The organism is Streptomyces flavotricini (genome assembly GCF_020639365.1).
GTDB lineage: Bacteria > Actinomycetota > Actinomycetes > Streptomycetales > Streptomycetaceae > Streptomyces > Streptomyces flavotricini.
This window is the reverse complement of sequence record NZ_JAINUL010000001.1, coordinates 7,491,074-7,510,231: the sequence shown is the minus strand read 5'-3', so window position 1 is coordinate 7,510,231 and position 19,158 is coordinate 7,491,074. Positions and strand designations below refer to the sequence as shown.

Sequence of the window (19,158 nt, the reverse complement as noted above, 5' to 3'; positions counted from 1 at the left end):
TCCTGAACTGGGCTACCGGCTAGCGGGGGTACGGGGTGAAGTCGACGTCGAAGTCGAGGGGGAAGCTGCGCGGCTTGGCACCGGTGGCCCTGGCCCAGGCGTTGGCGATCGCGCCGACCGCCGCCGGGACGCCGAGCTCGCCCGCACCGCCGGGCTCCTCCCCGGTCGCCGGCAGGACGAAGACCCGTACGTCCTGCGGGGTGTCGCGCTGGCGCGCCCAGTGGAACTGGCTGTAACTGCCCTCCAGCGGCAACCCCTTGTCCAGGTGCAGTCCGGCCTTCAGGGTGGTCGGGATCGCGTCGGTGAGACCGCCGATCATCTGGGCCTCCAGTCCGCGCGGGTTGACGGGCAGGCCCACGTCCACGGCGATGACGGCCTTGGTGACGCGGACGTGCTCCGCGTCGCGGGCGTCGATCTCGACCAGGCAGGCCGTACGGGACTTGTACTCCTCGTGGAAGGCGATGCCCTGCGCGCAGCCCGCCGGCATCGGCCGTCCCCACTCCCCCTCCGTCGCCGCCTTGTCCAGCACGGCGCGCTGGGCGTCGGTCTTCAGGAAGGTGCGCCGGAACCGGTACGGGTCCTTGCCGGTCCGCGCGGCGAGTTCGTCGACCACGATCTCCTCGGCGCCCCGGGTGTTGGCGGAGTACACCGAGCGCCAGGACCCCGTCGGGATGCCGGTGGGCACCTCGCTCAGCCCGTGGGTGGTGAGCCCGAAGTGGTAAGGCGACTTGATCGTCGTGTGGAACAGGGTCTGCGCGAGGGTGGCGTTGCCGATGCCGAGCGGCAGGCTGGCGGCGGTGGCGGTGATGATCTCGCCGAGCCCGTGCCGGAAGTCGGTCTCGGCGGCGGCCACCCGGTGCTCGAACGAGAGCACCTCGCCCAGCAGATGGGTGGCGCGGATCTTGTGGTGCGTGGCGGGACGCATCCGGCCGTGCCGGGTGTCGTCGACGCGGGTCCACATCAGCCGGACGGGACGGCGGCAGGCCTTCGACACCTGGGCGGCCTCCAGGGCGGCGTCGAAGAAGAGCCTCCGCCCGAAGGAGCCGCCGGCCTGGACCACGTGCACGGTCACCTTGTCGAGCGGCAGGCCGAGGTCGGCGGCGATGGCCTCGCGGGCCACGATCGGGGACTTGAGCCCGGACCAGATCTCGGCGCGGTCCTCCCGTACGTCGGCCACGGCGGAGTTGGTCTCCATGGGCGCGTGGCTGACGAAGGCGAAGTCGAACTCCGCGTCCACGTAAGGGGTGAGCAGCGGTGGCACCAGCAGCGGCGGGGTGGCGGCGCGCAGCTTGGCCCTGATCTGCTCGTCGGAGAGCTGGTCGGCGGGACCGGGCCCCCAGGTGACCTGGAGGGCGGCCTTGGCGTCGAGGGCCTGCCCGAAGGTCTCGGCGACGACGGCGACCCCGGTCGGGACGGTGACCACGTGCAGTACGCCGGGCATGGCCCGGACCGCGGCGAGGTTGGCGACGCTCTTGACGCTGCCGCCGAGGCTGGGCGGGCGGCGCACCACGCAGGGCTTGGCGCCGGGAACGTCGAGGTCGAGGGTGTACTGCTGGGCGCCGGTCACCATGGCGCGGGCGTCGATCCGGCCGGTGGGCTTGCCGACCAGGGAGTGCCTCGCCGCCTGCTTCGGGGTGGCGCCGAGGACGATCAGGGCGGGGTCGGCGGCGGCCGCGGCGAGGTCCCCGTACGCGGCGGTCCGGCCGTCGGGGGCCCGTACGACGCCGTTCGCGGTGGTCAGCGAGGAGGCGGCGAGGTTCCAGCGGCGGGCGGCCGCGGCGACGAGGCGGGCCCGGGCGGTGGCGGCGGTCTGCCGGACCGGCCCGTAGAGGGAGCGGATGGAGTTGGAACTCCCGGTGAGCTGGTTGAACAACAACTCCGGCCGCGCGTCGTCCAGTTCCACGCGGACTGCGGCCAGCGGTGCGTCGAGTTCCTCCGCGACGAGCATGGCGACGGCGGTGGTGAGGCCTTGGCCGACCTCCTCGCGCGGGAGCCGGAAGCGGATGCTGCCGTCCGTCTCCACGGAGAGCGCCAGCAGGGCGGAGGTGGGCGCGCCGGCCAGGATGAACAGGTCGCCGAGGTCCACCAGATCGGCCGGGGCGGGCAGGCTCGGGACCACGGCGCGGGCGGGCTGCGGGGCGAGGGCGTCGGCGCCGGCCCGGGTGACGAGGGCGAGCGTCGGCGCCGCGACGAGGTACGTGAGGAAGGAACGGCGGCTCCGCCCGGCCACCTCGGGGCTCTGCCCGGTCATGTCCTGCGTCCCCCACCCTGCGCGGATCCGCGTGCGCGGACCCTCCCCGGCTCATTACCGGCACGTAGCGTAGCGATCATGCGATGAGCTGGGAAGCGGGGTGCCGTCCGGGCCGCGAAGGGACGGGGTCCTTCGTTCGGGGGTACCCCAGCGGGCGCGGCGCTGCGGCTCCTGTACGAGTCCCGCGGCCCGGAAGTGTCGTACGCCTCGCCCGTACGAGCGATCCGCCCCCTCCGCGGCGCCGGTTTCCGGCCGCGGGAGGCCGGCGGGAGGGGGGGCGGCCGTACGCGCCGACCTCACGTCGGGCGAGCCGGGGACCGCCGACGGCCCCCGGAAGGGCTGACCGGAAACGTTCGTACAGGCGGAGGAGGGGTCCGGGAGGCCCTTGGCATATGCCCGAAGCAAGGCCCTTACGGATGTTGCCAAACGCCTTACGGGTCATCTCCGCCTGTGCAACAGTCGTAATCGGTCCTTCCTTCAGACATGGCCGTACCGCGCCGCCTGTATCGGAGTTCTCATGCCGTCCCACCTCTTCGCGGACCATCCCGCGCAGCCACCCGAACCGGGCTCGGTGGACGCGCTGATCTCGCAGACCCGACGGCTCCGCGGCGAGGTGGACGCGGTGCGCCGCGACACGGTGGTCGACGACGACGATGCGCAGGGCCGCTGGCAGCGCGCGCTGTGCGACCTCGCCGTGCACCAGCTCGACGACCTGGGCGAGCACCTGGGCCAGCTCAAGGAGGGCATGCCGGCCGCCCCCGAACCCGACGGGCCCGAGGGACTCTGCGAGCACGCGGCGGGGAACGGCGTGGCCGGACCCGAGGCGCAGCAGACCCGCGTGGGCAGCGCCGAGTGGAACCTGCTCACCGACGAAGTCAACTGGTCCGAGGAACTGTTCCAGATCTTCGGCCGCTCGCCCGAGGCGGGCCCGCTCCCCCTCGACGAACTCGGCTCCACGCTCTTCTCCGACGACCAGCCGCTGCTCACCTCGATGGTGACGGCCTGCCTGGTCGACGGAAAGCCGATCGACGGCGAGTTCCGCATCGTCCGGGCCGACGGCCGCGTCCGGACGCTGCACATGCGAGGCGAGCCGGTACTCGACTCCGACGGTTGCACGGCCTCCATGTGGGCCGTGCTCCGGGACGTGAGTGAGCTGCGCCGAAGCCAGCGCGCCGTACGCGAGTCCCGTGACTCGCTGCAGCGCCGGCGGGAGATCGCGCAGACCGAGCACCGGCTGGCGGTCGAGCTGCAGGAAGCCGTGCTCCCCCCGTGGCGCGGCTCCCTGCGGCTCCCGCACCACACCACCGGCGCGCTCGACGTCGCCGCGCACTACCTGCCCGCCGCCACCAGCGCGCTGGTCGGCGGGGACTGGTACGACGCGCTCGAACTGCCCGACGGTCGCTCGCTGCTGACCGTGGGCGACCTGACCGGGCACGGGGTGACGGCCACCTCCGGGATGGCGATGATGCTCGGCGCCCTGCGCGGCATGGCGATGGCCGGGATCGAGCCGGGCCCGCTGATGGGCTGGCTCAACCAGCTCCTGGAGGCCTCGGCACAGCCGGCGCTCGGCTCGGCCGTGTGCTGCCGCTACGATCCCGCGCGCCGTGTGCTGTCCTGGGCGCAGGCCGGTCACCCGGCGCCGCTGCTCTTCCGCGGCGGCTCCGGCCGCGCCCTGCAGCCACCGGAGGGCGTTCTGCTGGGCGCGACCTCCGGGGCGGCGTACGGGCAGGCCGAGGAGCGCCTGGAGCCGGGCGACGTGCTCGTCCTGTACACGGACGGACTGACGCCGCGCAGCATCGAGTTCGGCCGGGCGGACGGTGCCGAGCGGCTGCAGTCCCTCGCGCCGCGGTGCACGGGCGCGCGGTCGGCGCGGGACTGCGTGCGGATGGTGGTCGAGGAGTTCGGTGTGGGTGAACGCGAGGACGACGCCTGCGTCTTGGTCGCCAGGGTCGGCGGCTGAGCGCCGGGTATCGACTGTCCAGGGCCGCGCCGCAAGGCGCGGCCTTTCTCTTCTCCGTACGGATTCCGGTGCACGCGTCGGCGCGGGGCGCCCGTGACACCACTAGACGGTGCGCTGCGACGGGCTGTTCGGCAGGGCCAGCTCGATCTCCGCGCGCAGGTCCTCGATCCGTGCGTACCCGGCGTACTGCCCGGTCAGCCGGTACATCTCGCGCAGCCGGTCCCAGGTCCGGTGCGAGGAGGTCTCGTTCATCGAGACCAGCGCGAGCCGGGCGTAGCGGTCGGCCTGCTCGGGGTCGTCGGCGATGAAGCAGGCCGAGGCCATCGAGATGTAGTCGAAGATCTGGGAGCGCTGGTGGCCGCCGGAGCGCAGCCGCAGCGCCTCCCTGGCGTGCCGCTGGGCGATCGGCGCGACCGAGGGGTCGTGGTCGGCGAGGGTGCGGAAGGCCAGGGCCTGCATGCCGTGCAGGTCCGCCTCGTCGAAGTTCTGCATCCACGACGGCGGGGGGACGTCGCCCTTGTCCGAGACGAACAGGTCCTCGGCCTCGCCGAGGGTGCGGCGCATGGCCTGGCCCTTGCCCATCGCCGCCTGCGCCCAGGCCTCGATGGTGTGCAGCATGGCGCGGGTCCGGGGCAGGGTCTGCTCGCCGGACCCGGACTGGGCCAGCTTCATCAGGTCCAGGGCCTCGTGGGGTTTGCCCAGGTGAACCATCTGGCGCGCGGCGCGGGAGAGCGCTTCGCCGGCGCGCGGCCGGTCCCCGCCCTCGCGGGCGGCGTGCGCCGCGATGACGAAGTACTTCTGCGCGGTGGGTTCGAGGCCCACGTCGTGGGACATCCAGCCCGCCAGGACCGCCAGGTTGGCCGCCACCCCCCACAGCCGCCGCTGGAGGTGGTCGGGGTGGTGGTACGCGAGCATTCCGCCGACCTCGTTGAGCTGCCCGACGACGGCCTTGCGCTGCAGGCCGCCACCCCGGGAGGCGTCCCAGGCGCGGAACACCTCCACGGAGCGTTCCAGCGCCTCGATCTCCTGCGAGCCGATGGGGGCGGCTTCGTAGCGGTCGTAGCCGATCGGGTCGGCCTGGTAGGAGTCGCCGAAGTTCTGCGGGGCCTTGGCGGGGGCGGGATCGGTGTGGAGCCAGTCGTTCATGGCGTGGGTGAGGGCGGAGCCGGCGGTGAGCGCGACACCCGCGCCCATCAGACCGCGACGGTTGAGCATGAGGTCCATTCCCGTGAATTCGGTGAGGACCGCGGCTGTGCGTTCGGGCGCCCAGGGCATTCCGTCGGGGTTCTGCTTCACCCCGTCCGGCTGCCGTTTGGTGGTGCGCCGCTGCCGTACGAACCCGAGGTCCTCGATGGTCACGACACGACCGAGCCGCTCGGTGAACAGGGCTGCCAGTACGGTCGGAACCGGTTCGCGCGGGGTCTCCCCCATGTCGATCCAGCGCCGCACCCGCGAGGTGTCGGTGGCCAGCTGGTGGTGGCCCATGGCCGCCGCCTGCCGGTTGACCATCCTCGCCAGCTCACCCTTCGACCAGCCGGCCAGGCCGAACAAGTCGTTCAAGCGGGTGTTTGGTCCTTTGCTCACGTCAAGCCCCCAGGTTCTCGGCTGATTTGACAGTAGCCCGCCGTCAGAGGCCCCGTGCATATTCGCCAGGCTTCGCCAGGGCACGCTTCGTGGTCCGCCACCCATGGCCGGGTGTCAGGTAGGAATGCGCCTCCCCGACCCGGTCTCCGGGCGGAACTCCCCAGGGTGAAGTACGGGACCGGCGGGGTGGCGTACGCAACTCGTCGGCGCACGAAGGGATCCGTAACGCCATGTACGCAGCAACGTCCTCCGTGTCCGCCCCGGTTCGGCCGCACCGCACGCTCCAGGCGGGCGGCGGCGCCTACCTCGATCCCGGCCGCCAGGCGGCACCGGCGCAGGGCGCCGTACGGGCGCGGCGGATGCCGGGTGCCGGACCGCAGCCCCTCAGCGGAAGAATCGACCTCTCGGGTCCGCAGGGCGCGCAACTGCGCACGGCACTGGCCTCGGTGCAGCGGATCTGTCCGGAGTTCGCGCCGGTCCAGGTGCTGCGGCGCAGCGGCCGGTCGGTCCTCCTGGTCGGGACGACAGGCCGGATGACCGCGGTCGCCAAGGTTTTACTGGACCACTCGCCGGAATGGCGTGAGCGGTACCGGCACGAAATAGCGACGTACCGGGCGTTCGTCCGGCACCGCCCGCCGGTCCGGGTGCCGCGGCTGATCGCCGCGGATCCCGAGAACTGCACGCTGGTGGTCGAACGGATGGCGGGCCGGGTCGCGGCTTTGCAGAGGCACCCCGTCGAGGCCCCGCCGCGGGCCGACGTACGGGCCGCGCTGGGCGCGGTGTGCCGGGTGAACCAGTGGCGTCCGCCGACCGATCTCTTCGGCGACCCGCTGAACTACGGGCAGCGCGTGGCGCGGTACCACGAGCTGGGGCTGCTGACCGACCGGGACCTGGGCGATCTGCAGAAGCTGTTGTGCGGGCTGAAGCTGGCGGGCGTCCAGCGGCAGTTCAACCACGGTGACGCGCTCCTGTCGAACCTGCTGCTGTCCCCGGCGGGTCCGGTGCTGCTCGACTGGGAGCACGCGGGCTGGTACCTGCCCGGCTACGACCTGGCCACGCTGTGGACGGTGCTGGGCGACGCCCCGGCCGCCCGCAGCCAGATCAGCCGGCTCGCCCAGTCGGCCGGTCCGGCCTCGCGTGACGCGTTCCTGGTCAACCTGATGCTGGTGCTGACGCGGGAGATCCGGATGTGCGAGACGGCGGTCCAGCGCTCCATGCTGGCGACCGCCCCGAGCCACCCGCTGCCGGTCGGCTCCCTGTCCTCCGGCGAGGAGCAGCGGCTGCTGCTGCGCCGTCTGCACGACGACTGCGGCATGGCCCGCAGGGCGGTACGCGCGGCGGTCGGAACCCGCTGACCCGGCGGTCCGACCCCGTACGAAAATCCCGTGCCGTACGCACCCGGTGTGCGTACCACGGGATTTCGTGCGTTCCGGGGCCATCTCGCCACCTCTGCACGTGCCTTGACATCACATGATCCCCCGAACACCTTTTCTGACTTGGCATCAGAAATGCTGGAGCCGCCGACCGTCCCCGCCTTCCCACTCCGCTGGAGCCCGCCCATGTCCGCAAGCAGCGAGTCCGCAAGCAGTGAGTCCGCAAGCGCCGCGTCCGCGTGTCCCACCCCTCCTTCCCGTCGGGCGGTCCTCGCCGGGGCCGGGGCGGGGGTGCTCGCCGCGGCCCTCGCGCCGGGTCCCGTCGCGCGGGCAGCCGAATCCGGTGCGGGGCTCCCGCTCGGCGAGTACGACGTGGTCGTGGTCGGCTCCGGGGCGTCCGGGATGACCGCCGCGCTCACCGCCGCCCAGCGGGGCCTGAGCGTGCTGGTGGTGGAGAAGGCGCCGACGTTCGGCGGTTCGGCGGCGCGCTCCGGGGCCGGGATCTGGCTGCCGAACAACTCGGTGATCCTGGCGGCGGGGGTGCCGGACACCCCGCAGAAGGCGGCGACGTACCTGGCGGCGGTCGTCGGCGACGGCTCGCCGGCGGACCGGCAGGCGGCCTTCCTCGCCAACGGCCCCCGGATGCTGGACTTCGTGATGGCCAACAGCCCGCTGCGGTTCCGGTACATGGACGGGTACAGCGACTACTACCCGAACCTGCCGGGCGGGATGCCGAACGGCCGGTCCATCGAGCCCGACCAGATCGACGGCCATCTCCTGGGCGCCGAACTGGAGCGGCTGAACCCGGCGTACATGCCGGTGCCGGCCGGGATGGTGGTGTTCAGCCAGGACTACAAGTGGCTGAACCTGGCGGCCGTGAACGCCAAGGGCCTGGCGGTGTCCACGGAGTGCCTGGCGCGCGGCACCAAGGCAGCGCTGTGCGGACAGAAGCCGCTGACGATGGGCCAGGCCCTGGCAGCCGGGCTGCGCGCGGGGCTGATGCGGGCGGGCGTGCCGGTGTGGCTGAACAGCCCGCTGGTCGACCTGGTGCAGGAGGGCGGCGCCGTCACCGGAGTGGTGGTGGAGAAGGAGGGCGTACGGGGTGTCGTACGGGCCCGCAGGGGCGTGGTCGTCGGCTCGGGCGGCTTCGAGCACAATGCGGAGATGCGGGCGCAGTACCAGCAGCAGCCGATCGCCACCCAGTGGTCGGTCGGCGCCAAGGAGAACACCGGTGACGGGATCCGGGCGGGGCAGCGGGCCGGGGCGGCTCTGGCGCTGATGGAGGACGCCTGGTGGGGGCCGTCGATCCCGCTGCCCGGCGAGCCGTACTTCTGCCTGGCCGAGCGCACGCTGCCCGGCGGGTTGATCGTGAACCGGGCGGGTGCGCGGTTCGTCAACGAGGCGGCCCCGTACAGCGACGTGGTGCACGTGATGTACGAGAAGGACCGGGGGGCGGCGGGCTCGCACATCCCGGCCTGGCTGATCGTGGACCAGAACTACCGCAACAAGTACCTGTTCAAGGACATCCTGCCGACGATCGTCTTCCCGGACGCCTGGTACGAGGCGGGCGCGGCGAAGAAGGCGTGGACCTGGGACGCGCTGGCGGGCCAGATCGGGGTCCCGGCGGGGGCGCTGCGGGCGACCCTGAACCGGTTCAACACCCAGGCGTGGAACGGCACCGATCCCGATTTCCACCGGGGGGACACGGCCTACGACCACTACTACACGGACCCGGGGGTGCAGCCGAACTCGTGCCTGGCCCCGATCTGGGCGCCGCCGTTCTACGCCTTCAAGATCGTGCCGGGTGATCTGGGCACGAAGGGCGGCATCGTCACGGACGCGCGGGCCCGCGCGCTGCGCCCCGACGGCTCGGTGATCCGGGGCCTGTGGGCGGCGGGCAACGCGAGCGCGGCGGTGATGGGCCACAGCTACGCGGGGGCGGGATCGACGATCGGCCCCGCGATGACGTTCGGCTACGTGGCGGCGAACGACATCGCGGACGCGGCCGCGGGCTAGCCCTGCTGGAAGAGCTCGGCGGGGAGCGGCTTGAGGAGGGCGTACAGGTCGTCGGTGATGGGCCGGTCCCAGCTCGCGATGGTGACCAGCACATTGTCACTGCGGTCGAACTGCACGCAGCTGATCCGGCCCTCGGAGAGCTTGACCTTGCGGACGATGAGGAGGTTGTCGCCCTGCATGACGGGGCAGTCCTCGATGCCGGTGACCTCGACGTCCTCGTCGTTCTCGAGGGCGTCGAGGAGCTGGGCCACCTCGAAGGGGACCTGGCCGTCGGCGATCTCCCGTGCCGGGGAGCCCTCGGGGAGGTTGCCGATGATCATTGCGGGGCCGCGTCCGCCGAACAGGTCGTAGCGGAGAAAGACGCCCTGGCAGCTGCCGTCGGGCGCGGGCAGCAGCCCGGCCCCGAGATTGCCCGGCCAGTCCCCCGGGTCCATGGCCAGGACGTCGAAGTCCGGGCCGGCGGGTGTGGCGGCGCGGTTGCGGCGGAGGAAGGACATGCCGCCATGGTACGTGCCCGCCCCGCATTTCCGGCCCCGCCCCCGGCCCACGGCCCCGGGGTGCCGTCGCGACCCCGGCCGGTCCGCGGGTGCCGCGCCTGGGGGCCGCGCCGACGGCTGCGGCCCGACGGGGCAGCCCCGCCCGCCCGGCGGCCCGCACGGCGGCATCGGGCCCGGATCCCGGCGGGTCGGTCGGCCGCTCCGCGGCCGGGCCAGTGGGCCGCGCGGCGGCTGCTCCGCGGGCCGGGGGGGGGCGGCCGGGAGGCCCGGTCCGCCGGGCTGCCGCCGCGCGGGACCTCCCCGCCGCGCCCTTCCCCCGTTCCCCGGGGCCGCGCACCGGGGCGGCGCACCGGGGACCGCACGAGCGGCCGCCGCCCGCTTCCCGGAGCCCGCGGTTCGCGGGGGGGGCGGTGCTACCCCGGCTTTTCCGCGAAGGCGGGATTCCGCGGACGCCCCCAGGGGATGCCGGGGGCGTGGTCGACCGGCCCTGGCGGGGCGGGCGCCGGAGGGGCACCGGCGGCCTCCTCCCGCCCGGCCCTGCCGGGGGCCGGGCGGGAGGCGCCTCAGTGGGCCTGCGCGTACGCCTCCAGTGCCTCCTCGAGGCCGGCCCGGTCCGTGCCCAGCTTCCGGTACACCACGGACAGGTCCCGGGCCCGGGCCGCCGGGTCGTCCCGTACCGCCTGGAGCGCCACCCGGAGTTCCTCCTCCGTCAGCCCGTCCGCCCGGGCCCCGTCACCCCCGTCACCCCCGGCGCCCCCGCCACCTCCGGCGCCGCCCAGGCTCGCCACCAGCCCGTCCGCCCCGCACTCCCGCGCCGTCACCACCGCCCGCGCCAGCAGCCCGGCGTCCCCGAGCTCCGTCCCCAGTGCGGCGAGGGCGAGCGCCAGCTCGTACCCCGCGGGCGACTCGGACAGCAGGGACACCGCTTCGGTCAGCAGCGCCGGACGCTCTCCGGGGGGTGCCACCTCCGCCGCCACCCGCAGCGCCTGCCCGATCCCCGACGGGGCGCCGAAGGCGCGGGCCCGCCGGATCGCGTCGGCCGCCAGGGCCCGCGCCCGGTCCGGGTCCTCCTCCGCCGCCGCCCGGGCCAGGTGCAGCTGCCACGGGCACCAGGACGGGTTCCGGATCCCGCGCGGGCTCAGCCTGCGGTCCACGGCCTCCAGTTCGGCCACCGCCGCCTTCGCCTGGCCGCGGGCCAGCAGCAGTTCCGCGTACACGGTCTGCGCGTCCGGGAAGACGACGGCCGCCGGGAAGGACTCCCCGAACCCGTGCTCCCGCGCCAGTTCCCACGCCTCCTCCACGCGTCCCCGAGCGAGCAGGGTCGTGGCGAGGATCGCGATGGCGTACCAGTGCACGGGCGTGCCGCGCCCCACCCGCTCGGCGAGGCGCAGCCCGGCCCGGGCCAGTTCCTCGGCCGCCGCGAGCCGCCCGCGCCGGTAGCGGATGTAGGCGCGCAGGCTGTATGCGAACGACAGGTGGGCCCCGCGCCAGCCGTGCCGCTCGAACTCGGCGGTGCCCGCCTCGAACAGCTCCTCCGCCCGCCCGGGCCGGTCCGCGTACATGTGGACCATGGCGGCGAGCACCGGCACCTCGAAGCCCCGGTCCTCGTGCGCCCAGCTGAATTCCGTGCCCAGGGCCCGTACCGCGTGGTGCAGGACCACCTCGACCGGCTCCCCGCGCAGGCAGGCGTCCCAGGCGCGCAGTCCGATGACGTACCGCTCGGTGAGGTCGCGGCCGGTCAGCCGGTCGGCGAGCCGGGCCAGCCGGCGCGAGCGCGCCGGGGAGTCGGGCTCGACGGCGTCGAAGGCGTCCCACATGAACTGCTCGGACTGCAGGCGCAGCCGGGCCCGGACGTCTCGGGTGTACGGGATCTCCCGCGCGAGCGAGTCGGAGGCGTCGGCGAGGCGGTCGCTGTGGGCGAGGACCTGGGCGAGCCGGATGACGATGCCCTGGCGCAGGGCCGGGTCGTCGAAGGGCTCGGCGAGCGCGGCCCTCAGGTGGTTGACGGTGTTGGCCGGTTCGGTGAGCAGGGAGGCGCAGCCGAGCTCGTACAGCACGGCGGCCCGCTCGCCGAAGTCCGGTGGCTCGCGCAGGGCGCGCGCGAGCTGGCGGCGGGCGGCCTCGGGAGCACCGGCGCGCAGGTTCTCGGCGGCGGCCGTGCGCAGGGTCCTTACCACCCAGGGGTCGTTCTCGGGGTGGGTCTCCAGCAGGTGGCGGGCGGCGGCGGAGGATCCGAGTCCGGCATCGACGACGGCGACGGCGGCCTGTCCGTGGAGGGCCACCCGCAGGGCGTCGGGGATGGACCGGTAGAGGGCGGTGGCGATGAGCGGGTGGACGAACTCCAGTCCCGCGTCGGGCGCTTCACCTGCCCCGGACAGGATGCGGGCATCCCGCAGCCGCGCGGTGGCTCCGGCGGCCTCCTCGGGGCCGAGCCCGGCGACGCGGGCGGCGAGTTCCTGCGGGATGGCGGTGCCGAGGACGGCGCAGGCCCAGCCGAAGCGGACGGTGGAGGGGCCGAGTCGCTCGAAGCGGGCGACGAGGCCGCTGCCGCGCTGGGCGGCGGCGAGGTCGCGCAGCAGCGGGGCGCTGGCCGAGGTGGGGTCGAGGCCCTTGTCGCGGACCTTGGCGGTGAGCTCGACGGCCTCGAAGGGGTTGCCGGTGGTGACGGCCCAGGCCTCCCGGCAGAAGGCGTCGTCGGCGTGGTCGCCTACGGCTTCGCGGACCAGGGTGGACACGGCGGCCTCGGTGAGCGGTGCGAGGGCCAGCGGGCGGTGCCCCGCGCGGCCGGGCAGCGTTCGGAAGGCATCGGCGTGGGCCGGGAGTTCCTCGGGGCGGTACGCGACGACGAGGAGCAGCGGGAGGTGCTCGGCGCGCGGGGCGAAGGCGGCGAGCCAGGAGAGGGATTCGGGGTCGGCCCAGTGGGCGTCGTCGAGGACGAGGGCGACGGGGGCGCGCTGCACGGTGAGGTGGGTGAGGACCCAGTCGAGTCCGTCGCGCAGGCCCTGGGGGTCGGGCGGGGCGCCCTGTTCGGGGGCGCACAGGCCGAGCGCGGGGCCGACGATGGAGTACCAGCTGCCGAGGGCGGCGCGCAGTTCCTCCTCGGGGCGGCCCGCCAGGTGGGGCTGGATGAGCTGGCGGGCGACGTGGAAGGGCTGGCTCTGTTCCTGTTCGCCGCCACGGGCGGCCAGCAGGGTGCAGTCGCGGGCGAGGGCGCGACGGCGCACTTCGGCGAGGAGGGTGGTCTTGCCGAGGCCGGCGGGTCCGGAGAAGGCGAGCAGCGCGCCGCCCGCGCCGGTGCCGGTGCCGCCGAGCTGCTCCAGGGCCCCGTCCACGGTGACGAGTTCGGCCTCACGTTCGAACAGTTTGCGCCGTCTGCGGGTCGGGCGTTCCGTCATGGCTGGTACCCCCCAGGCCGGTTGGGGGCATCAGAGTACGCCCGCGCACGCACGCGCGAAGGCGTTCAGCCGAGAAAGATCGGAATCTTCGGGATCGTGCGTCCGGGCCGTTTACCGGTGTCTCAATCACATCGAACGGGTTGCCAGTTCTTCCAGTACGGCCACGGCTTCGGCCGCCCGCTCCGCGGGCACGAAAAGGTGGTCGTGGTGGTACCCGGCGATGACGTTGCAGCTGAGTCCGTGCGCGGCGAGCTCGGCGGCGAAGGCTCCGGTGAGGCCGACGGCGTCGAGGGCGGAGTGGATGCGCAGGGTGATCCACCCGGCGGTGTAGTCGTAGGCGAGTCCGGCGGCGTCGGCCTCCTCCTGGCGCAGGACGAGGGTGAGCCCTTCGGCCTCCAGGACGGTGGCGACGGGGGTGGTTCCCGCCGGGGGCGCCGTGGCCGCGGGGACCGTGCAGAAGACGTACCGCCCCTCGTGCAGCTCGGGGCGCATGCCGCTCAGCAGTTTCCTCAGGTCGCTCTCACCGCTCATGGCGCCACCCTACCTATCATCCCGATATGACCGATTCCGCGTCTCCGGCGCCGGTGCCGGCGCAGGGCGAACGGCACGCCTCCTGGCTGGAGCTCTTCTTCGATCTGACTGCGGTGGCGGGCGTCGCCCAGCTGGCGCACCTCCTGCACGGCAGCCCCGGCCCGGGCGACGTGGCGCTGTACGCGGTGATGTTCCTGGCCTTCTGGACGGGCTGGATGCTGTTCACGGTGTACGGGAACGTCAGCGGCGAGGAGACGCGCACGTGGACGGTGCTGGCGGGGATGTTCGGCATGGCGGTGATGGCGGCCTCGGTGCACGGCGTGCGGGAGGACCGGGCGGGGGCGTTCGCGCTGGCCTACATCCTGGTGCGGTCGCTGGCCGGCAAGGCGTGGGAGCGGCGCGGCGAGTACGTGCCGGACCTGCCGATCACACAGCTGGGGCTGGGGCTGACACCGTGGATCGTGTCGATGTGGTTCGACGGGACGGCCCGCAACGCGCTGTGGGCGCTGGGGCTGGCCATCGACCTGGCGGTGATGTTCACGGTGTCCGGCCGGCGGCTGTCCGCCCGGGTGGAGGCGCGGTACGCCGAGGAGGCGGCGCGCGGGCGGCGGGCCTCTCCCCAACCGGTCGCGGCGCTGATGGACGCGCCTCATCTCGGGGAGCGGCTGGGCCTGTTCCAGCTGATCGTGCTGGGCGAGGCGGTGGCCCAGGTGGTGGCGGCCGCCGCGCAGGTGGAGTGGGACGCGGCGCTGTACGGGGTGGGCGTCGGCACGTTCCTGCTGCTGCTCCTGCTGTGGTCGCTGTCGCTGCGGCACGGGGCGGACGGGGTTCCGCTGCTGGCGTGGGACGTCCTTCCGGTACGGCTGGTCCTGCCGCTGCACTGCTTCGTCGCGGGCTCGGTGGCCGCGCTGGCGGCGGCGCTCGGCAACGCGGTGGAGTACACGGACCACCCGGTTCCCGGATCGGTGCGGTGGCTGCTCTGCGGGAGCCTCGCGGTGTACCTGGGGATCGCGGGGGTGGCTGCGCTCGGCTCGGGCCGCCGGACGCGGGAGGTCCTGCTGCTGGTGGGGCCGTCGCTGGCCGTCGTACTGGTGGCGGCGACGCCGGCCCGGGATGCCGCGGCCGTACAACTGGTGTGGGTGCTGGTGCTGGCGGCGGCGTGGCCGCGGGTGCTGCTGGACCGGCTCCCGCACACGCCGGCACCGGCTCGACCGCCCACCCCCTAGCGAGTGCCCGGGTCAGGTGTGCTCGTAGATCCGGCGGTGCCACCAGGCATAGGGGATGCCGCGCCACTGGGCCCAGTCATCGACGTACTCGATCCAGTCGGCCCAGTGGCCGGGTGGCGGATCCGGGTCCGGGAGCGTGCGGCGCCGGAACTCCGCGTCCAAGGCGCACAGAACGCGGCCCAGCGCCGTGCGGGCCTGCGGTGGCAGCCTCCGGTAGACCTCGGCCAGCCTGTCCCGGACCTCGGCCACGTCGTCGAGCGCGCAGCACGGGCAGGCCGGCACCCGCGAGGCGACCAGCCGCAACCGGCCGCCCGGCCGGTTCAGGAACGCGCGGTACCGGCGCAAGAGGTCTGCGAGATCGGTGCCACTCGTGCTCTGCTCGTGCTGGACCCATTGAACCCCGGCACTGGCGGCCGGCGACAACCGGTCCACGGGGGGCAGTTCCCGCGCCCAGACGGGCGGCCGGCGGTCCTCGTACGTTCCTCGTTCGGCGCGCAGCGCGCCGGGCCGTCTACGCGGCATCGCCCTTTCGGCGGATGATCACCATGGCACCCATGGTGCAGGGGCGCTCCGCGGGGTGCAAGGGGATTCGGCGTCGTACCGCCCCGCGGCGGCGCCCCTCGCCCCCGCACCCTGCGGGTCGCCGGCTACGTCAGGTCGAACTCGCCGCCCCTCGCGCCCAGTACGAACTTGCGCCACTCGTCCGGCGCGAAGATGAGCGAGGGGCTCCCGGGGCGTTCGCTGTTGCGCATCGCGATGAACCCCTCGACGAAGGCGATCTGGACGTCGCCCGATCCCCGGCTGCTCGACTGCCAGTCCGCCCCGCTGAGATCGAGGTCCGGCTTGCCCCAGCCGGCTGCCAGAGGCTGTGAAGTCATGCTCTCGGCCACGTGCGTGCTCCTCCCGGTACTCCCGGTACGTCGTCCGGGGGCCAGAGTAGCCATCGCGGCGGGTGCCGCACAGGCCACGGTGAGTCACCCGTGGCCGGTCCGGCACCACACCGCGCGGCCCCGTGGGCCCGCCGCGCGCCCGGCGCCCCGCACGTCCCCCGGCCGCGTCCGGTCGGGAAGTCCGGTCAGGAGGCGGGCGGCTCCGTTCCCACCAGCCACATCGCGAAGAACTGGGCGCCGCCGCCGTACGCGTGGCCCATCGCCCGGCGGGCGTCCGGTACCTGGTGCTCGCCGGCCAGGCCGCGGACCTGGAGCGCCGCCTCCGCGAAGCGGATCATGCCGGAGGCGCCGATGGGGTTGGTGGACAGCACTCCGCCCGAGGGGTTCACCGGGAGGTCTCCGTCGAGTTCGGTGACCCCCGCCTCGGTGAGCTTCCAGCCCTCGCCCTCCGCCGCGAAGCCGAGGTTCTCCAGCCACATCGGCTCGTACCAGGAGAACGGCACGTACATCTCCACCGCGTCGATCTCCCGCCGCGGATCGGTGATCCCGGCCTGCCGGTAGACGTCGGCCGCGCAGTCCTTGCCCGCCTGCGGCGAGACGAAGTCCTTGCCCGCGAACAGCGTCGGCTCGCTGCGCATCGCCCCGCCGTGCACCCAGGCCGGCGGCCGCGGCGAACGGGCCGCGCCCGCCCGGTCCGTGAGGATCATCGCGCAGGCGCCGTCCGAGGAGGGACACGTCTCGGAGTACCGGATCGGGTCCCACAGCATCGGCGAGGCCTGGACCTTTTCCAGGGTGATGTCGTGCTCGTGCAGGTGCGCGTACGGGTTCTTCAGCGCGTTGCGGCGGTCCTTGTACGCGACGAGCGAGCCGACCGTGTCGGGCGCGCCCGTGCGCCGCATGTACGCGCGCACGTGCGGGGCGAAGAACCCGCCGGCCCCCGCCAGCAGCGGCTGCTGGAACGGTACGGGCAGCGACAGGCCCCACATGGCGTTGGACTCGGACTGCTTCTCGAACGCCAGGGTCAGGACGGTGCGGTGAACCCGGGCCGCGACGAGGTTGGAGGCGACCAGCGCGGTGGATCCGCCGACCGAACCGGCCGTGTGGACGCGGAGCATGGGCTTGCCGACGGCCCCGAGGGCGTCCGCCAGGTACAGCTCCGGCATCATCACCCCCTCGAAGAAGTCGGGGGCCTTGCCGATGACGACCGCGTCGATGTCCGCCCAGGTCAGCTCGGCGTCGGCGAGGGCGCGCAGGGCGGCCTCGCGGACGAGTCCCGCGATGGAGACGTCGTGTCGGGCGGCTACGTGCTTGGTCTGGCCGATGCCGACGACGGCGACCGGCTCCTTCCCCGTACCGGTCATGCGGGTTCCCCTTCCAGGACGGCGACCAGGTTCTGCTGGAGGCAGGGGCCGGAGGTGGCGTGCGCGACGGCCCGGTCGGACTCGCCACGGTGGATCCGGGCGGCGGCCTCGCCGATCCGGATGAGACCTGCGGCCATGACCGGGTTGGCGGCGAGCGCCCCGCCGGACGGGTTGACGGCGACGTCGTCCCCGTCGAGCCGCAGCGCCTTGCGGAGGACCACCTCCTGGGAGGAGAACGGCGCGTGCAGTTCGGCGGTGTCCACCGGGGCGTCGAACACGCCCGCGTGTTCGGCGGCGATCCGGGTGGACGGGGAGTCGGTGAGGTCGCGCAGGCCCAGTCCGTGCGCCTCGATGCGGTGGTCGATGCCGGTGATCCAGGCGGGGCGCGCGCACAGTCTGCGCGCCGTGTCGCCCGCTGCGAGGACGACGGCGGCGACGCCGTCGCCGATCGGCGGGCAGTCCCCCGTGCGCAGCGGCCGGACCTGGTAGTCACCCTGCTCGACGGCGCCGCCCCTGAGCTGGGCGTGCGGGTTGGCCTCGGCGGCGGTCCGGCTGCGGGCGGCGATGGCCGCGAGCGCGGCCTCGTCGGTCTCGCCCGCGTCGATCAGCGCCTGCGCCTGGAGGGCGGCGAGGGCCACCGAGTCGGGCCAGAGCGGAGCCAGGTAGTACGGGTCGAGCTGGCGGGTCAGGACGTCCCGTACGGATCCCGGGGAGGACTTCCCGTACGAGTACACCAGCGCGGTGTCGGCCTCGCCGGTCTGGATCTTCACCCAGGCCTCGTACAGGGCCCAGGCGCCGTCCATTTCGACGTGCGACTCGGAGATCGGCGGCCAGGCGCCGACCCCGTCGAGGGTCATGGTGAAGGAGAAGGCCCGGCCGGCGAGGTAGTCGCTCGATCCGGAGCAGGTGAAGCCGATCTCGCCGGCCTTCAGACCGGTCTGGTCCAGCACCTGGTGGAGGACCGGCATGACCATCTCGACTTCGCTGAGTTCGTCGCTGCGGCGGCGGTGGTCGCTCTGGGCGAAGGCCACGACGGCCACGTCCCGCGCGTACCTGCTCGTCGTGGGCATCAGATGAGCTCCTTGTACGCGTCGTAGTCGGCGTCCGGCTCGCCGGTGGGGCGGTAGTGGTCGGGGTGGCGGCCGCCCTCGGTCCACACGGGTTCGACGCGCAGGCCCATGCGGACCTGGTCGTACGGGATGCCGCCGATCCGGCCGTGCAGGGCGAGGTCGGCGCCGTCGAGGGCGATGTGGGCGTAGACGTACGGGACTTCGATGTCGAGGTTCTTGGCCTTGATGTTGACGATGCAGTAGGTGGTGACCGTGCCGGCCGGGCCGACCTCGACCTGGTCGGTGGTGGCGACCCCGCAGGTGGGGCAGGCGCCGCGCGGCGGTACGTACACCTTGTGGCAGGAGGGGCAGCGCTCGCCGACGGTCCGCCGGTCGGCGAGGGCGTTGATGTAGGCGGTCTGGGAGCGGCCGGGGCTGTACGTGTAGTCGAGGCGGGCGGCGGCGACGATGCCGGTGACGGCGTCGGCGAACTGCCCGTCGTGCGGGGTGGCCTGCTCCGTCGCCTCCGCATCGTGCGGCTCGAAGCAGGCGATGTCCGTGATGGCGCCGGTGCGTTCGCCCGCCCAGCGGATCCGTACCCGCATGCCCGTGCGGACGGCCTCGGGGCCGGGCGCGTCGAGGGCGTGCAGGATCGCGGTGTCGGCGCCGTCGAGGCGGACCAGGACCCAGGCGAAGGGGGTGCCGAGGGGCTGGCCGGGGCGCGGGGAGCCGTTCCAGGCCCAGGTGGTGACGGTTCCGGTGGCGCCGACCTCGACGAGTTCGCGGATCTCCTCGGCGGTGACGGGGTCGTACTCGACGGGCGGGACCATCACCTTGCCGTCGGCGGTCTTGACGCCGAGGACGACGCGCTCGCGCAGCCCGGTGAGGAAGGCGCTCTGCACGGGCCCGAGGGAGCGGGTGAAGGGGAACTCGACGACGAGTGGCGCGCGCAGCACCTCTGGCGGGGACGCTGCTGTCATGACGGCTCTCCGATGATCGCGGTGGGTACGGGGGACGTGCGGGTT

At 73.7% G+C, this 19,158-nt stretch carries 14 protein-coding genes; 4 read left to right on the top strand and 10 right to left on the bottom strand.

What is annotated here, in order from left to right; genetic code table 11:
* Nucleotides 1–19: 19 nt before the first annotated feature.
* Entirely contained in the window at nt 20–2,251 is a 2,232-nt protein-coding gene (locus tag K7B10_RS34350) for a xanthine dehydrogenase family protein molybdopterin-binding subunit (RefSeq protein ID WP_229342754.1), read from the bottom strand.
* Between the two features lie 517 nt (nt 2,252–2,768).
* Between K7B10_RS34350 and K7B10_RS34345 the strand changes: the two genes are divergently transcribed.
* A complete protein-coding gene (locus K7B10_RS34345) occupies nt 2,769–4,211 on the top strand; it encodes a PP2C family protein-serine/threonine phosphatase (protein WP_229342753.1) in 1,443 nt (480 codons plus the stop codon).
* Nucleotides 4,212–4,313: 102 nt separating this feature from the next.
* Here K7B10_RS34345 and K7B10_RS34340 read toward each other — a convergent pair whose 3' ends face one another.
* Nucleotides 4,314–5,795 (bottom strand): DNA-binding protein NsdB, encoded by a 1,482-nt coding sequence (locus tag K7B10_RS34340; RefSeq protein ID WP_229342752.1) that lies wholly within the window; start codon nt 5,793–5,795, stop codon nt 4,314–4,316.
* A 230-nt stretch (nt 5,796–6,025) separates the two neighbouring features.
* Here K7B10_RS34340 and K7B10_RS34335 point away from each other — a divergent pair, with 230 nt between their 5' ends.
* Nucleotides 6,026–7,150, top strand: coding sequence for an aminoglycoside phosphotransferase family protein (locus tag K7B10_RS34335; protein ID WP_229342751.1), 1,125 nt, complete (start codon nt 6,026–6,028; stop codon nt 7,148–7,150).
* 204 nt (nt 7,151–7,354) lie between these two features.
* The gene (gene kstD, locus K7B10_RS34330) at nt 7,355–9,184 is read left to right on the top strand and encodes a 3-oxosteroid 1-dehydrogenase (protein ID WP_267501527.1); all 1,830 of its coding nucleotides are present in this window, start codon (nt 7,355–7,357) and stop codon (nt 9,182–9,184) included.
* Here the strand turns inward: kstD and K7B10_RS34325 are convergent.
* From K7B10_RS34325 to K7B10_RS34315, 3 genes are all read right to left on the bottom strand, one after another.
* Entirely contained in the window at nt 9,181–9,681 is a 501-nt protein-coding gene (locus K7B10_RS34325) for a hypothetical protein (RefSeq protein WP_229342750.1), read from the bottom strand. The genes kstD and K7B10_RS34325 overlap by 4 nt on opposite strands.
* 563 nt (nt 9,682–10,244) lie before the next feature.
* The gene (locus K7B10_RS34320; protein WP_229342749.1) at nt 10,245–13,076 is read right to left on the bottom strand and encodes an ATP-binding protein; all 2,832 of its coding nucleotides are present in this window, start codon (nt 13,074–13,076) and stop codon (nt 10,245–10,247) included.
* Between the two features lie 126 nt (nt 13,077–13,202).
* Nucleotides 13,203–13,607, bottom strand: coding sequence for an ACT domain-containing protein (locus K7B10_RS34315; protein WP_229342748.1), 405 nt, complete (start codon nt 13,605–13,607; stop codon nt 13,203–13,205).
* A 26-nt stretch (nt 13,608–13,633) separates the two neighbouring features.
* Between K7B10_RS34315 and K7B10_RS34310 the strand changes: the two genes are divergently transcribed.
* Nucleotides 13,634–14,833: a low temperature requirement protein A gene (locus tag K7B10_RS34310; protein WP_229342747.1), complete on the top strand. Its 1,200-nt coding sequence runs from the start codon at nt 13,634–13,636 to the stop codon at nt 14,831–14,833.
* Between the two features lie 12 nt (nt 14,834–14,845).
* On the opposite strand, the gene K7B10_RS34305 is transcribed toward K7B10_RS34310, so the two are convergent.
* The 5 genes from K7B10_RS34305 to K7B10_RS34285 all read right to left on the bottom strand — a co-directional run bounded on the left by K7B10_RS34305 (nt 14,846) and on the right by K7B10_RS34285 (nt 19,113).
* Nucleotides 14,846–15,355: a hypothetical protein gene (locus K7B10_RS34305; protein ID WP_229342746.1), complete on the bottom strand. Its 510-nt coding sequence runs from the start codon at nt 15,353–15,355 to the stop codon at nt 14,846–14,848.
* Nucleotides 15,356–15,480: 125 nt separating this feature from the next.
* On the bottom strand, nt 15,481–15,711 hold the full coding sequence (locus K7B10_RS34300; protein ID WP_229342745.1) for a DUF397 domain-containing protein: 231 nt from the start codon (nt 15,709–15,711) through the stop codon (nt 15,481–15,483).
* Nucleotides 15,712–15,908: 197 nt separating this feature from the next.
* Nucleotides 15,909–17,084 (bottom strand): thiolase family protein, encoded by a 1,176-nt coding sequence (locus K7B10_RS34295; protein ID WP_229342744.1) that lies wholly within the window; start codon nt 17,082–17,084, stop codon nt 15,909–15,911.
* Nucleotides 17,081–18,154 (bottom strand): thiolase family protein, encoded by a 1,074-nt coding sequence (locus K7B10_RS34290; protein ID WP_229342743.1) that lies wholly within the window; start codon nt 18,152–18,154, stop codon nt 17,081–17,083. The genes K7B10_RS34295 and K7B10_RS34290 overlap by 4 nt, the downstream gene beginning before the upstream one ends.
* On the bottom strand, nt 18,154–19,113 hold the full coding sequence (locus tag K7B10_RS34285; protein WP_229342742.1) for a Zn-ribbon domain-containing OB-fold protein: 960 nt from the start codon (nt 19,111–19,113) through the stop codon (nt 18,154–18,156). Before K7B10_RS34285 ends, K7B10_RS34290 begins: the two co-directional genes overlap by 1 nt.
* Nucleotides 19,114–19,158 lie beyond the last annotated feature (45 nt).